Source organism: Amycolatopsis sp. H20-H5, from assembly GCF_035828755.1.
Taxonomy (GTDB): domain Bacteria; phylum Actinomycetota; class Actinomycetes; order Mycobacteriales; family Pseudonocardiaceae; genus Amycolatopsis.
In genome coordinates this window covers 59,431-73,179 of sequence record NZ_JAYMZS010000014.1, presented here as the reverse complement: position 1 = coordinate 73,179, position 13,749 = coordinate 59,431, and the positions used below count along the sequence as shown (strand labels likewise).

The following is a 13,749-nucleotide window of genomic DNA, read 5'->3' as shown; positions in this document are numbered from 1 at the left end:
CCGCGACGTCGTCGAAGCCGAGCAGCTCGGCCGCCAGGGCCACCCGACGCAGGGTCCGCTTGCCATCGGTCAGGGGCGGGTTGGCTAGAACCGCGACGAGCGTTCCGGGGGTAGTTGTCGGCATCAGAAGGGCACCGTTCCTTTGGCCCACATCTTGGCCCAGTCGCCGCGAATTCCGGTGGCCTCGAAATTGCCGAGGTCGGTGGTGGCGAAGGGGTTGTCGAGGTACCGGACCGTGTCGTGCTGGGGCCCGCGCGGGTCGACCCGCACGAGGGCGAGGCGGTAGTGGGGCACGGCGTTCTTGCCGGTCATTACTTCGTTGTGGGTGACGAAGAAGTCCGTGGCGCCGTCCAGGCGGGCTTTGACCTCGATCCGGTAGGTGTCGCCGTTCAATGCCGTGGACAAGATATCGAAGCCCTTGTTGTTGAACGGCTGCTCGACCGGTCGTCGGCCGAGTTCCCGCTCACGGGCCAGCACCAGGTCGACGCCGCGGCGTTCGACCTCTTTGGTCTCCTTGGCGTGGATGGGGGCGTTAGCCGGGAGGTCGTCTTCCAGCAGACCAATCGGCAGGACGAGCGCCGCGGTGACGATGAGCGGCGGTTTTGTCGACATAAGGCTCTGCTGGTCAAGCAGAGCGAGTCGGCGGCGTAATCGCACCTCGAGCTCAGCAGCCTTGCGGCTGAGGCTGTCAGAGGTCTCCTTCGGTTTCTCACCTTTGTGTTCTTTCTCGGCGGCGACCACGGCCTCGAGGAGCAGGCGTTCGTTTTCGGATGCGAGCCGCTTGGTGACCAACGTCCGTGTCCTGGTCAGTTCCGCCAAGCGCCGAGGCTGAACCTCGGCTAGATGCTCCGGCAGCTGGTGGGCGATGATCCAACTGATGGCTTTGTCTTCCGCCTCCGCCAGCCACGGCAGGGCACGAGCCGTCGGGACTGCGGGCGTTTCCGGGGCGTCGACACAGTCAAGATAGGGCGCGGGACCGGCTGCGAACACGGTGCCGAGGCTGTCGACGAACGCATAGCCGAAACGACGGGCCACGCTGGCGCCGGTCGCATCCGCGACCTCCTCGATCACGCCCACCATCAGGTGCGGCTCGTCGAGGGTCGAGGACACCAGCACGGTTCCCGAGTTGAGAGTGCCACCGAACTGTTTGATGGCCTCGTCCATGACCGTGTCGTGCAGCGGATGACCGGGGGCGAGGAGATCGGCGCGGACGAGGCCGTCTTCCGGGGCGACCCGGGCCAGATCGAAGGTGACACGGTCATAGCGGGTCGCGATCGGCCCGTACTTGCTGGCCCGGAGATGAGCTGGCACGTTGGCGACCTCGTAGCGTCCACGTTCACGCCGGGCGATCCGGCCACCGAGGCGGGTGAACGCTGCTTTGAAGGCCAATTCGATGTAGTGCGGCTGCAGGCGGCGGGCGCGGGCGTCGTCCATCGCCGCACGCAGCGCCGCCAGGTCAGCCTCGGCGAGGTTGTCGGCGGCCAAAGCCCGTTCCTCCAGCAGTTCTTTGACGCCGTCGCCGACGCTGGCGTCGATGACCTTGTGCATCTTCGCCCGAACATCGGGGCGTTCGCCGTACTGGATCGCCTCCTTCAACAGGTCCCGGAGCGGGGTCTCAGTGAACGCCTCGCCGAGCACGTCGAAGACCTTTCCACCATAGGCCTTGCCCATCTCCTCAAGCTTCGAGAGCAGGCGGGTGAAGACCTCGCCCTCACGCGTGTTGGAAGCGACCAGGTTCCACAGCCGGCAGACCTCTTCCTGGCCGATGCGGTGGATCCGGCCGAAGCGCTGTTCAATCCGGTTCGGATTCCACGGCAGGTCGTAGTTGACCATCAGGTGGGCAGCTTGCAGGTTCAATCCCTCGCCCGCAGCGTCGGTGGCGATGAGGATCTGGCAGTCGTGGCTCTTGGTGAACTCCTCGGTGATCTGCCGGCGCTCGCCGCGGCGCACGCCACCGTGGATGGTTCGGACGGCAGCCGGGCGGCCCAGCAGCGAGCTAATGCGGCCCCGGAGGTAGTCGAGGGTGTCGCGGTGTTCGGTGAAGATGATGAACTTGCGAGGCCATCCGTCGTGGTCAGTCGTGAGGGCGTTGTCCTGCAGGATCGCCGATAGCTCGGTCCATTTGCGGTCCGTGCCCGTGTCTCGGACCTGCTTAGCGAGAGCGGTCAACTCGGCCAGTTCGACCAGCTCCGCGTCGAGCTCTTTAACGGTGCGTGCCGCAGTCGCCGCGTCGAGGAGTTCTTCCTCCAGCGCCTCGACCTGTTCGGCGTCGTATTCGCCCGCGTCGAGGTCGTCGAAGTCGATCGTGGGCTCGGTCTCCCGGAACGTGCCGTTGAGGATCTCGTGCTTCTTGCGCTCCAGGCGCCCGGAGCGGCGGACCAAGCTCTGGTAGATCGCATCCGGGCTGGAGGCGAGACGGCGCTGTAGCACTGTGAGGGCGAAGCCGACGGTGTTCCGCCGCTTGCCGTCAAGCTTGTCCGCCCGGTTCATCCCGGTACGGACGTACTGGGTCACCCGCTCATACAGGTGGTACTCGCTGGCGGTGAGCTCGTAGGGAACGGTTGCGGCGATCCGCTCGGGGAACAGCTTCTTGCCCTCGAAGGTGAGCAGGTCTTCCTTGACCATCCTGCGCATGATGCCGCTGGTGTCGGTGCTGACCTTGTGCTTGCCTTCGAACCTGTCACGGTCTAACAGGGTGAGAAAGAGCTGAAAGTCCTCCTCTTTGCCCGAATGAGGGGTGGCCGTCATCAGCAGCAAATGGCGAGTGACCTCGCCGAGGAGTTCACCGAGTTGAAAACGCTTCGTCTTCTCCAGCTTGCCGCCGAAGTAATGCGCCCCCATCCGGTGGGCTTCGTCGACAATGATCAGGTCCCACTCGGTCTCCTTCAACCGCGCCCGCAGTTCCTCATTGCGGCTGAGCTGGTCCATCCTGGCGATCAGCAGCGGGTTGGTCTCGAAGACGTTGAAATTGACGTTCGCGTCGATGAGCTGGTTGGTCAGCAGATCGAAGCGTAGGCCGAACTTGAAGAACAACTCGTCCTGCCATTGTTCCACGAGGCCGCCGGGTGCGATGATGAGGCAGCGCTGCACGTCGTCGCGAAGGATCAGCTCCTTGATGTAGAGCCCAGCCATGATCGTCTTACCGGCGCCGGGGTCATCGGCCAGGAGGAACCGCAGCGGCGTTCGCGGGAGCAGTTCACCGTAGACGGCGCGGATCTGGTGCGGCAGCGGCCGGACATCGCTGGTCGCCACCGCGAGCATGGGATCGAATAGGCCGGCGAGCGTGATCCGCTGGGCTTCGGCAACGAACTTGAAGTCGTTGGCCGGAGCGTCGAAGGCGCGGCTCCCAGCCTGGGCGATGGATAGCGTGTCCGCGTCCTGCCGGAACATCACCTGTTGCCCGAGCCCACCTGCGGTGGTCTTGTAAGTCAGTTCCAGAGCGTCGGCACCATGCCACTGCGCCGCGACGACGGTGATCACCTCGGCCGGAATGAGCCCCTCGAGGCGCAACCCGGGTTTGACCTCCTCAAGCCGCACCTATCGACCTCCTCGCCAACAGCCCACCAACGTTCGATCGAGAGGCTCGGCCTTCGCGTTACAACCCGCGGTAGCCTGGTTCGCCGGTCCTCACAGCACCGGCGACGGACCTTGAGGGTAGTCGACTAAGCCGGACGGCCGCAGTTCCGTACGGTCGCGGCCGGTTGCTCGCAGTGGTCGCCACTCCACTTGGTCTGTCACGTCTGGTCACAGCGGTCAACGGGCAGAGGAGCACCTGACCGCGAAGATCGACGCAACACGTCAAATAGACGCGCTGGACTGCCGCCACACCAGACCCAGCTGCCGGCCTGGCGGTTCGGGCGATGCGCCGACCGATTATCCGGGGGAGGTGAGTCGCCAGTTGCCCCTCATCGGGTCGCGGGCTTCGAGGTGTCGATCATCTGACTTCACCCCTTAACGCGGGCTGCCATCTCGTATGGAGCTGATCGTTGTCGTGAGTCGGCCCGGATGATCGCTACGAGGAGCCTGGAGCGGGCTGTGTCGATGCGGAGCGTCCTGTGGAGTGTGTCTGCGGAGATCGGTCGGCGATGCTCGTCCCAATGACGTGCGTCCGCGCGCCTCGCGCGCTCCAGCAGGTCGTCGCCAAGCATGCTGAAAGTCGCAGGACTGCTCTGCCTGTCGGCCGGAGCGCTATTGGGCTTCGTGTCTCTGCACGACTCGGACGCTGTGTGCCCGGCAGTCGTCGGTTCGTCGGCGAACAGGGCATCCGTCCGTCTCACGCTGTCGGATGGTTTAAGTGTATTGGTCAGCGCCCTGAGCAGGTTCGGGCCGACCTCCGCCCACCCGATCAGCAGCAACGGCCTTACAGCGTCGAACGCAGCCTTGCCGTTCTGGCCCGCGACGATTGGGTCAGCCATATTGAGTGCCAGGGTGACCGCGCTGGCGAAGATCAGCAGGCGGCGGGCTGGTCGCAGTTGGGCTGGCGTTGCTCCGGCAAGGGCCAGTTGTCGACTGCCGAGGAGGAGTCCGAGGATTGTGAGGTCGACGGCGGGGGCGGCGAGGGGAGCGACCCAGGTGGGCACCCCGAGGCGGAGGGCGAGGTTGAGGACATTGCCGAAGCCGAAGAGGAAGGTGAGGCCGACGACGATGCCCATGATCACGGTGACGACTTGAACGACAGCAGGGCTGTTCGAACCTGATCCGGTTGGCACGGCGGTTGCGGGCTGGGTCATCGTGGGCTGCCCGCTTCGATATGCGGGCGTCCGTGGGTGTCACGCATGGTGACGTCGTGTTCGAGCAGGCGTTTGCGCACGGTGCCGGCCGTGACGTCCATCCGGGCGCCGATCCAGGCGAGCGACCAGCCGAAGTTGTAGAGGTGGATCGCGTCGTCGACCTGCTCGGGCGTGAGGCCGCGGCGGCGCGTCGGCACGCCGTGCCGGCGGAGGATGGTGCTGACTGTTCGTCGTTCGATGCCGAAGCGATCGCCGAGTGCGCGGACTGTGGCGCCGGAGCTGTAGCCGGCGATCAGCTCTTGGATGTGTTCGTCGGCGAGTTGCCGAGCACGCCGGGGTCGGTTCCGTGTGGCTGGGGTCGGCTCGGGGGCGTCGAGGCGGGGGAGCTTCCCGCAGAGCTGCTCAAGGGCTCTGACCTGGTCTTTCGGGTTGTAATAAGCTCCCCCAAGGTCCACCGACGTATTTTGGACATGCGATGCCGGATTGAGTCGCTTTCGTTATGTACCACTGGAATGTCACGTTGTAGTGCGCCCTGGCCAAACGCTGAGGTCGAGTGATCTTCGATCGGCTCGGTGTCAGCGGGTTTGATAGCGCGGATGATCACGAAGTGCACTTCGTCTACGACCGTGGGATCGGGTGATCTAGATGTCGGCGAACCCGGCAATGGCGATGCTGGTACTGCGCCTGCATGGTCGTGCCGCCGGCCCCGCCCATGCTGGCGACCCCACCAACGGAACTCATTTCGCTGGTGGCGGGGGGTAACAGCGGGCTGTCGGCGAGCGGGGTTGGCCGCGATCGTCTAGTGCGCGGCGACTGCGGTGTACGGAAGCGCGGGCAACGCGGTGAGCACGACGACGAGGCTCATGGGCCTTGTTGAGAATGACCGTGCCCAGCGCGGCGAAGCCGAACAGCCCGATCAGCCCACCGAGAACGTCGATGGCAGCACCCGCGGCGAACGGCCATCGACGGGGACGAGCGCCGGCGGCCCACCGATGTCGCAGCCTGCGGGCTGGTGTCGTCCGTGCGGCGTTCCAGCGCGTGACACGACCCACGGCTCGTGCGTGAGGGCCAGCAGCTGTGCCGGGCTCAGTCCGCTTGGCCGGACGAGTCGAGCAGTTGCCTGCGGCGGCCATCGCTCACTCAGCACCTCCAACGTAGACACAGCTTCGTTGACCTGGGCATTTTCATTCCGGTGAGCTCGATCGTCTACTCGGTACACGGCGCCGAAACCGAGGAGGAGAACGATGCCGAACACCAATGTTCCGCATGGACAGAACGACGAGCAGGCCGGCCACGGCGGCAACAACCACCCGTTCCACGTGACCGTCCGGACGCTGGCGGGCCACCAGGTGCGGGAGACGGTCAAGCCGGACGACAAGGTCGCGGACCTGACCCGCAAGGCGGTGAAGTACTTCGTCCAGAAGGGCGAGCTCGTCGACGGCGAGTACGCCCTGACCCTGCCCCGCGGCGGCGAAGGCGAGCTCGACCCCACGTCGACCCTCCAGCACGCGGGTGTGCGCGAGGACGACGTGCTCGTCCTGATCAACCGCAAGCCGCAGGTCGACGGCTGATGGCCCTGCACCCCCGGGTGCTGGCCGACCTGCTCGACATCGAGGTCGAGCAGGCGCAGGCACGGCTGGGCCCTCGCGCCGGGGACCTCCGCCGCGAGGGTTCCAGCCTGCTGATGACGCTGCGGCCGCCCGCCGGCGGCACGCGGACGTTGCGGTTGGACGGCTCCCGGTACGACGCGGAGCCGTTCGACGTCGCCCTCGTCGACGACGCGGGCGACGTGCTTCCGCTCGACCAGTGGATTCCCGGGTTCGCCCACGGCATCCACAGCAGCCTCGGCGTGCCCTGGGTCTGCGTCAGCGGCACCCGGGCCTACTACGCCCACGAGAGCCATTACGGAGAAAGGTGGGACGCGGTGCGATACGCGCTCCGAGCGGACAGTCTCCTGGACCGCCTCCTGACCAAGGTGGGGCTATGAACCCCCTGGTCCTGCCGGTGCAACTGCTGGCCGACGCGCGAATGTTCTTCGAAGATCGCGGCGCCCGCGGTCACGAGGGCACCGCGATGATCAAGAGCGGCCCGAACGGCGCGGCGCTCGTCGTTCCGCAGCAGCAGCCGTGGCGGGGTGCCAGCGGCGGAGTGTCCGTGGAGGTCACCCGGGCCGGGCAGATCGAACTGGCCTTGGCCCTCGAACCCGGAGAGCTTTACGTCGCCCGGATCCACTCCCATCCGGCAGAGGCATTCCATTCACCTGCCGACGACGCGAACCCCGTCCTGACCCACGAAGGCGCACTTTCCATTGTCGTTCCGTTCTTCGGTCTCGGGTTGCGCCTCGGCCTCGACGCCTGTGCAGTTCTGCGCCGCGAATGCGATCGGTGGCGGTCCCTGCCCCCCGGGAGCGAACGGGACCTTCACCTCCGCGTGGACCCGGAGGTGGAGGTCTGATGACTGATCCGCGCCTGAGGCTCCTTGGCACCGCCGACGAATCGGCCGCGGTTGAGCTCCTGCGTGCCCTGGACGACGTGCGGGTGGTGATCCGCGCCGGGGCGGACGTGATCGGCGGGGCGGCCACCGCGCTGGCGGCGTTCACCGGCATGGCGGCACGCCTGTTCGGTGACATCGCCATCGCCCCTCCGGTCGCCTTGCCGCCCAACTGGTGGGGCGCCAGAGACAGCGCCACCCTGCTGACCGCGCTGGACTACGTACGTCCTCAACCCGCGGACGCACCGCAGCGGAACGTCGTGGTCACCTTCGGGATCCAGGTGGGGGCCGGCGCCCTCGGCGTGGGCGGCGACGATTACACGGTCCGTCTCGGCCTGGCTCCGCAGCCCTTAGGCGCCGTGACGACGCACGCGCTCGGCGTGCACGCGGCGGCGTGCCTGGCGGTGAGTCAGCTCCTGATCCGCGTGCTCGGACCGCTCGGGTTCTCGGGCGTTCCGGTGGACGTGCCGTACGTGACGAACTTGATCGACTACGGGTTGACCGCGGCGCCGGTGATACCTGTGCTCCCGTCGGACCGCGATCGCCTGAAGCTCGCCGTTGCGGGAGTCGGCTCGGTGGGCACGAGCAGCCTCGCCCTGCTCGCGACGGCGTTCGCGCCGCAGCTCACCGGGACGTTGAGCACGGACGCTCTCGAGGAGATCACGGTCATCGACTCCGACATCTTCGACAGGACACGAAACCCTTTCCGCTATCCGGCGCTCCTCGGACCGGAAACAGGGCCGAAGGCCGACTACATGGCCTCGAAGCTCACGGAGCTCGGCCTGGGGGCGCGTCCGGTCTCCACGAGCGTCGCCGACTGGGTCGTCAACCGGGAGAATCCGGGCTTCGACGGGTTGGTGTTGTCGTCGGTCGACACCCTCACGGGCCGGTTGGAGGTAACCGACGTGCTGGCCCGGTCGACGTTGTCCCTCGGCGTGTCCGGCCTCTCCTTGCACGCCCAGCGAGAAAGGTTCGGCGACGGGTTCGCGTGTCCGTTCTGCGACTTCGTCAGCGCCCAGCCCCCGGCCACCCAAGCGGGTGTCTACGCCGAGACCACTGGGTTGTCCGTCCAACGGGTGCTCGCGCTACTCCAGGACGGAGCCCAGCTGACCACCGCGGACGTCGACCAGGCCGTCGCGGCGGGCAAGCTGCCCGCACATCGGCGAGACGCGCTCGTCGGCCGGACGATCAACGACCTGGTCCGGCAGGCGTACGCCGAAGCCGAGGTCCGCATGGGCGCCGCCGGCGGTCAGGAGGTGGTCGCCGTGGCCGCGCCACAGGTGTCCTGGTTCGCCGGGGTACTGGCGGCAGCGGAGATCGTGAAACAGATTCACGGCCTACCGGTGCTGACCGGTCGGGTTGACGTCGACCTCAGTGGACTGCCGCCCGGGCTGGTCCGCCGAGTGCCGTCCGACCGCACCGGCCGGTGCTTGTGCCGCTCGGGAACGCGGCTCCAGTGGTACCAGCAGTTGTACGGCGATCAGGTACCGGTCGAGGTCGCGCACGGTGCGTCATGAACCCTCTTACCGCCATTCGGCGCATACTCCTGCTGTGAGCGCTGGTCAGGAAGCGGGCGAGACGCCGGGGTCGACCGACGGCCCGGCGGCCGATCCCGGCGCACTCTACCTGCGCTACCACGAGACACTGCGCCGGTACGCGGTGACGAAGCTCCCCGCCCGGCTGCGGAGCGAAGCCGATACCGCGCTCAGCATCGTCTTCACCCGTCTGGTGAACTGCCACAAGGAGAACCAGATGCCCCGGCCGGGCAACTGGGAAGCCTACTTGCACGGCGCGGTCCACAACGCTTGCAAGGACCTGGTGAAAGCGCGGCAGCACGAGGAGGTCGACGACGGTGATCCACGGATCCACCGCGATGCACCGCACGACCCGACTGCCGACTCCGTCGTGGAACAAGACGAGCATCTCGAACAGGCGGAGCGCGCAGACCGCGCCAAGGCTGCACTGGACGCACTCGACGAACGGTCCCGTGCGATCGTCATCGCCAAGCACGCCCGCTGCCGGACCAACAAAGAAATCGGCGAAGACCTGAACCTGACCGGCCAACGAGTAGGCCAGCTGTACAAGGAAGCATTCCAGCGGCTCAAAGAGGAGGTGAATCGTCCGCGTGACCGGCAACCCTGATGACGGTTACAAGCAACGCACCGACGACGACCAAGCTCCGGACATGCACGACGAGATGGATCCCTGGCTCGACGCTGTGAACGTCGCCGCCGAACTCGCCGCGGAAGAGCAGGACCGAAGCGGCCCTCCGACTCGCGAACCCGTCAGACACGACGACCCCGTCGCCCTGATGCTCGGCCTCGTGCCCGATCCGGACGTACTCGTCGACGGACGCAAACTCGCGGCCGCGCGCAAACGCTTACGGCTGGACCTCCGTCAGCTCGTCGCCCGCCTCAACGCTCGCGGGTGGGAGGTGACCATGCAGGAAGCGTTCAAGTGGGAGCTCGGCCGTCCAGCACTGGCCCCCGCGCTCATCACGGCGATCGCCGAAGAGCTGTCTGTCGGAGATGATGCGCTTCTCACCGCGGCGAAGCCAGCCAGTGGCGTGGACGACCTCTTCGACGACCAGAGAATCCAAGCTTTCCTCTCGGACTGGGCCGCCGAAGCCGGCGTCCAGCCGACGGTGCTTCGCCAGCGCGCGACGTCCACGTTGGCCGGAGCCGCCCATCGGAACCGCACCGGCGGCTCGGTCGAAGCTCTGCTCGGCGTCCTCCGGCAGTTTCGTTCGATACCCGGCTTCCTGGACAGATCATGACGAGGAGAGGACAGGTAACCAGACTGTTGCGGGCACTCACCTCATCTCTTCGCGAGGCCCTTCGCCGAGCGCCCCTCGAAGCGATGATCGGGACCGGCCTCACCGTTCGCGCAGTTGAGCAGTTGACTTCGCGCCGTGGCGCGCACGGGATCTGCGACGGAATGTCGTTCAGCGAGCACAACACTGTGCTCTACTCGCCCACCGATTCGCGGCGCGAGAACTTCACCCTCCTGCACGAGTACGGGCACCTGCTGGTGATGCAGGACGAGGAAGCTGTGAACTGGATCGCCGACCAGGACGAACCAGCCATCGAACTGGAGAAGCTCTGCGACGAGATCGCCGCCATGCTCCTCGTGCCAGACGAAGTTCTGGACGCGATCGTCGGCAAAGGGCCAGTCACCGGGAAGCAGCTGCTCGACCTGTTCCTGACGACTGAGGCCAGCCAAGTCGTGTGTGCCATCGCCCTGGCCCGCCGTCTCACTTGCACAGGCGCGATCGTCATCACGGACCGCACCACCCAAAAGGTCGTCTACGCCAGGTTGGTCGACCGCCCCGCCGTCTACCCCAGCTCCGGTCAAGGTGTCCCCAGCGACCACCCTTTGGCCCGCCTGCAACCCGGCCAGCAGCTCGTCCGAAAGTCGTTCTGGTCCACGCCGTGGGGTACTCGGAACACCTACTACCTGAATGCGGCGGCGTCTCCGAAACGCACATACGCCGTTCTCGCCGAACTCGACCTCTGGAACGTCGACAACCTTCACGTGACCGGCCCGGAACACGAGCGAATCGACCGCGCCCGCACGACCTTCGCCTGCTCATGCGGCTTCAGTGGCGGCACGACGGGGTTTCCCTGCCCCGCCTGCGGGAAACAGTTCTGCCCAAGATGCGGGCGTTGCGACTGCCAGCGGCGGCAGTCGCTGACTGAAGCCTGCAAAACATGTTTCGCGCAGTCTCCTAAGAATGATCTTCAGAATGGCGTTTGCAGTGACTGCCACTAACAACTATCCGGCAAAGTGCGACGAGCGCTGATAGGGTAGTTCGGAGCTTTCCAGAGCGAGCCCAGCGAGTTGGTCCTTGTCCGAGGACAGCGAGAGCGCTCTGAGGTTCCCCCGGTTGCCCGGAGACTTCCAAACCAGGTTTGATCTTGCGAACCGAGGAAGGAAGTCATCGTGCCTGCCCCCAGGAAGTACCCGGATGAGCTGCGACCCCAAGCCGGTGATCCGACAGTGGTCGAACTGCTCAACGTCCATCACGAGGCCTGCGGAACTGGATCCGCCAGGAAGAGGCCGACCGCGGCGAGCATGATCGGTCGAGCACCGACATGGTCGAGGAGAACCGGCGGCTCAAGCGGGAGAACGCCGAGCTCAAGCGGGCTGCGGGCAGCCAGCGCCTATTTCGCCTCCGAGATCGCCCCGATCCGGAGGATGTCATGAGCTTCATCGACGCGGATGAGTTCTCGGTCGATCTCGCACACAACGCCTGTCGAATTTCCCTGTTCCTCGTTCCGGTCGCTTGTAAGCCCGTTTCAGCACTTGCCTTATGCGCTTCCCCAGGAATTCACTACCTCCGCCAAAGCTGGATATTCATAGTATTCTTTATACTCTTCAGGTTCTCGTCCGTCCTGCATCTTCGCTTTGATGTTGATAAGGAACTCCCGAAAGGCTTCGATACGCGACCCGTCAAGGTGGTTCGTGTCCTGGAACACCATTACGGCAATTTCAGGCATTTTGGAGGCCTCTCGACACTGCGAGTTATCCGCCCAGTGTGAAAGCGCCGTACGCAGGTCGTTCGGATCAAGATAGTGCGCATGCTTCAATAGGAGCTGACCAGCGGACTCGCCGCCGCGCCAACTACCCGCTGTCCGGAGGGCATCAACTACCATCGGCACGAAGTAGCGCGAGGGCCAGTTTCCTGCAATGGCCATCTGATCATTTATGTGCAGTCTACCGAAGAATCCTTCGAGCTTGGGCAGCCGTTGCCGTGCCAGATCGAACCGCACCACTGCGAGGTGGAAGAACGCGCCGTGAGTCCCGTGAGGGGCGGAACCGGGGAGTTGGTGCTCAAGGAGTCCTTGGATCCGCGTAGCGAGTGAATTGTCCACCATGTTCCAGAAGTAGTCCTGGCCGCCCAGTCGACTGAGCGTTCCAAGCATGACTGTGCTTTCAGCCAGTGCGAAGCGTTCGCGCTGGTCTGCCATGACCGCCATGACTAGTGCCCGGTTCCGGTGTGCGAAAGCGTCAAGCGCGATCGCCATTCGGTCAGCATGCTGTGCGGCGTCCATCCTGCCGTTGGGGTCTAGTTGGAGCACAGCATGCTTGGCTGCAAACCTGACCACTGTGTGCCTCGTCGCTGTGCGAACGCGGTCGAAGAAGGTGGCCTGGATGTGCGGGAGAGCAGGCACGAAGAAGGGGTCGCAGATGTAGTCAACGAACTCGGCGAGAACCTTGCGCCCCTGAGTTGGTGGGTGCACGAGCAATGCGGACAGCGCTACGGCGAGGTGACTGCGGGCTACTTCCGGGCGTGGCTCGTAGACGTCGCCGAGATTTCGCAGCGAGGGGTGGACGCAGAGGTTTCGGTCCTGTCGGATACGTACGAGTTCGCGTGCGCCGATTGAGTCGACCAACTCGAACTCGGTGGCCTTGTCGAGTAGCTCAGACTCAATATTCTGCATCGCACGGACGCCCTGGCCTTCTAGACCTTGGCGCTGTGCTTCAAGAATCTTGTCACGGAAGGGGGCCACGGCGTTGTCGCCGTCGTCGGCCAGCCTGATCAGCTTGGTGATAACGTCGGCGGTGACTGCCGTCCATGTCGCAGCAATGCTCGCGCGTACTGCGCCAGCGTTGTAGCAGCGCCATGCTTCCTCGGCGAGAGGCCGGACATCCGGGCTCCACACTTGAGCGATCATGGTTTCGAGGTCGGTCACCGCATCATCTTCCCGCGCGAGGCACGTCCGGCTCATTCACCCCTATAAGGACGCTGGCTGCGGCGATCGATCCGCCATCACCCTCCAGCGTGGGTCGCCACCTCGACTTGAGCTGATCGTCCTTGCGAATCAGCCCGGATCATCGCCACGAGCAGCCTGGAACGGGCAGCACCGATGTGGAGCTTCCGCCGAAGCGTCTCTGCGGAGATCGGTCGGCGATGCGCATCCCAATGACAGGCGTCCTCCACTCTCGCCCGCTCAAGCAGATCGTCGTCAACCAACCTGGAAGCTGACCGATTGCTCCGTTCATCCGCCGCAGTGTCATCGGGCGTCGCGTCCCCAGACGACTCCGACGCCGCTTGTTCGATCGCGGACGGTTCGTCGGCGTACGCGGCCTGCACCGGCTTCACGTCATCGAATGCCACTTCAGCTGGCCGACTTGCGGTGGTCAGCGCCCTAAGCAGATCCGGGCCGACCTCAGCCCATCCGATCAGCAGCAACGGGCCAACGGCGTCGAACGCGGCCTTGCCATAGTCACCAGCTACGAGCGGGTCAGCCACGTTCAGTGCCAGGGTCACCACGCTCGCGAAGAGCAGCAAGCGGCGGGCTGGCCGCAACTGCGTCGACGGCACCCCGGCGAGGGCCAAGTGCCGACTGCCAAGCAGGAGCCCGAGGATTGAGAGATCGACAGCAGGGGCGACGAGTGGAGCGACCCAGACGGGTACGTCAAGGCGGAGGGCGAGGTTGAGGACGTTGCCGAAGCCGAACATGAAGGTGAGGCCGACGACGATGCCCATGATCACGGTGACAGCCTGAACCACAGCGGTCCCGTC

The 13,749-nt window shown here is 65.4% G+C and carries 12 protein-coding genes; 7 read left to right on the top strand and 5 right to left on the bottom strand.

The window, feature by feature from the left end; translation table 11 throughout:
* Positions 1–123: 123 nt before the first annotated feature.
* The 3 genes from QMK34_RS10935 to QMK34_RS10925 form a co-directional block, all read right to left on the bottom strand.
* Complete coding sequence (locus tag QMK34_RS10935) at positions 124–3,537, bottom strand: helicase-related protein (protein ID WP_326413623.1); 3,414 nt, start codon at positions 3,535–3,537, stop codon at positions 124–126.
* Between the two features lie 407 nt (positions 3,538–3,944).
* Entirely contained in the window at positions 3,945–4,730 is a 786-nt protein-coding gene (locus tag QMK34_RS10930; protein WP_326413622.1) for a hypothetical protein, read from the bottom strand.
* Complete coding sequence (locus QMK34_RS10925) at positions 4,727–5,185, bottom strand: hypothetical protein (RefSeq protein WP_326413621.1); 459 nt, start codon at positions 5,183–5,185, stop codon at positions 4,727–4,729. Before QMK34_RS10925 ends, QMK34_RS10930 begins: the two co-directional genes overlap by 4 nt.
* A gap of 789 nt (positions 5,186–5,974) precedes the next feature.
* Here QMK34_RS10925 and QMK34_RS10920 point away from each other — a divergent pair.
* The 7 genes from QMK34_RS10920 to QMK34_RS10890 all read left to right on the top strand — a co-directional run bounded on the left by QMK34_RS10920 (position 5,975) and on the right by QMK34_RS10890 (position 10,991).
* Positions 5,975–6,301, top strand: coding sequence for a hypothetical protein (locus tag QMK34_RS10920; protein ID WP_326413620.1), 327 nt, complete (start codon positions 5,975–5,977; stop codon positions 6,299–6,301).
* Positions 6,301–6,717 (top strand): hypothetical protein, encoded by a 417-nt coding sequence (locus QMK34_RS10915; RefSeq protein WP_326413619.1) that lies wholly within the window; start codon positions 6,301–6,303, stop codon positions 6,715–6,717. Before QMK34_RS10920 ends, QMK34_RS10915 begins: the two co-directional genes overlap by 1 nt.
* Positions 6,714–7,184 carry a hypothetical protein gene (locus tag QMK34_RS10910; RefSeq protein WP_326413618.1) on the top strand — a complete coding sequence of 157 codons (471 nt, stop codon included), beginning with the start codon at positions 6,714–6,716 and terminating at the stop codon, positions 7,182–7,184. The genes QMK34_RS10915 and QMK34_RS10910 overlap by 4 nt, the downstream gene beginning before the upstream one ends.
* On the top strand, positions 7,184–8,737 hold the full coding sequence (locus QMK34_RS10905) for a hypothetical protein (RefSeq protein ID WP_326413617.1): 1,554 nt from the start codon (positions 7,184–7,186) through the stop codon (positions 8,735–8,737). Before QMK34_RS10910 ends, QMK34_RS10905 begins: the two co-directional genes overlap by 1 nt.
* Positions 8,727–9,362, top strand: a complete 636-nt coding sequence (locus tag QMK34_RS10900) for an RNA polymerase sigma factor (RefSeq protein WP_326413616.1) — start codon at positions 8,727–8,729, stop codon at positions 9,360–9,362. Before QMK34_RS10905 ends, QMK34_RS10900 begins: the two co-directional genes overlap by 11 nt.
* Positions 9,346–9,996, top strand: coding sequence for a hypothetical protein (locus QMK34_RS10895; protein WP_326413615.1), 651 nt, complete (start codon positions 9,346–9,348; stop codon positions 9,994–9,996). The genes QMK34_RS10900 and QMK34_RS10895 overlap by 17 nt, the downstream gene beginning before the upstream one ends.
* Before the next feature lie 83 nt (positions 9,997–10,079).
* Complete coding sequence (locus tag QMK34_RS10890) at positions 10,080–10,991, top strand: ImmA/IrrE family metallo-endopeptidase (protein ID WP_326413614.1); 912 nt, start codon at positions 10,080–10,082, stop codon at positions 10,989–10,991.
* A gap of 539 nt (positions 10,992–11,530) precedes the next feature.
* Here the strand turns inward: QMK34_RS10890 and QMK34_RS10885 are convergent.
* Positions 11,531–12,916 carry a hypothetical protein gene (locus QMK34_RS10885; RefSeq protein ID WP_326413613.1) on the bottom strand — a complete coding sequence of 462 codons (1,386 nt, stop codon included), beginning with the start codon at positions 12,914–12,916 and terminating at the stop codon, positions 11,531–11,533.
* 77 nt (positions 12,917–12,993) lie between these two features.
* The gene (locus QMK34_RS10880; RefSeq protein ID WP_442785127.1) at positions 12,994–13,719 is read right to left on the bottom strand and encodes a hypothetical protein; all 726 of its coding nucleotides are present in this window, start codon (positions 13,717–13,719) and stop codon (positions 12,994–12,996) included.
* Positions 13,720–13,749: the final 30 nt, after the last annotated feature.

Excerpts from the sequence above, each read along its gene's own strand:
- QMK34_RS10930 (WP_326413622.1), bottom strand. The coding sequence starts at position 4,730 with ATGACCCAGCCCGCAACCGCCGTGCCAACCGGATCAGGTTCGAACAGC.
- QMK34_RS10920 (WP_326413620.1), top strand. The coding sequence starts at position 5,975 with ATGCCGAACACCAATGTTCCGCATGGACAGAACGACGAGCAGGCCGGC.
- QMK34_RS10915 (WP_326413619.1), top strand. The coding sequence starts at position 6,301 with ATGGCCCTGCACCCCCGGGTGCTGGCCGACCTGCTCGACATCGAGGTC.
- QMK34_RS10910 (WP_326413618.1), top strand. The coding sequence starts at position 6,714 with ATGAACCCCCTGGTCCTGCCGGTGCAACTGCTGGCCGACGCGCGAATG.
- QMK34_RS10905 (WP_326413617.1), top strand. The coding sequence starts at position 7,184 with ATGACTGATCCGCGCCTGAGGCTCCTTGGCACCGCCGACGAATCGGCC.
- QMK34_RS10890 (WP_326413614.1), top strand. The coding sequence starts at position 10,080 with ATGATCGGGACCGGCCTCACCGTTCGCGCAGTTGAGCAGTTGACTTCG.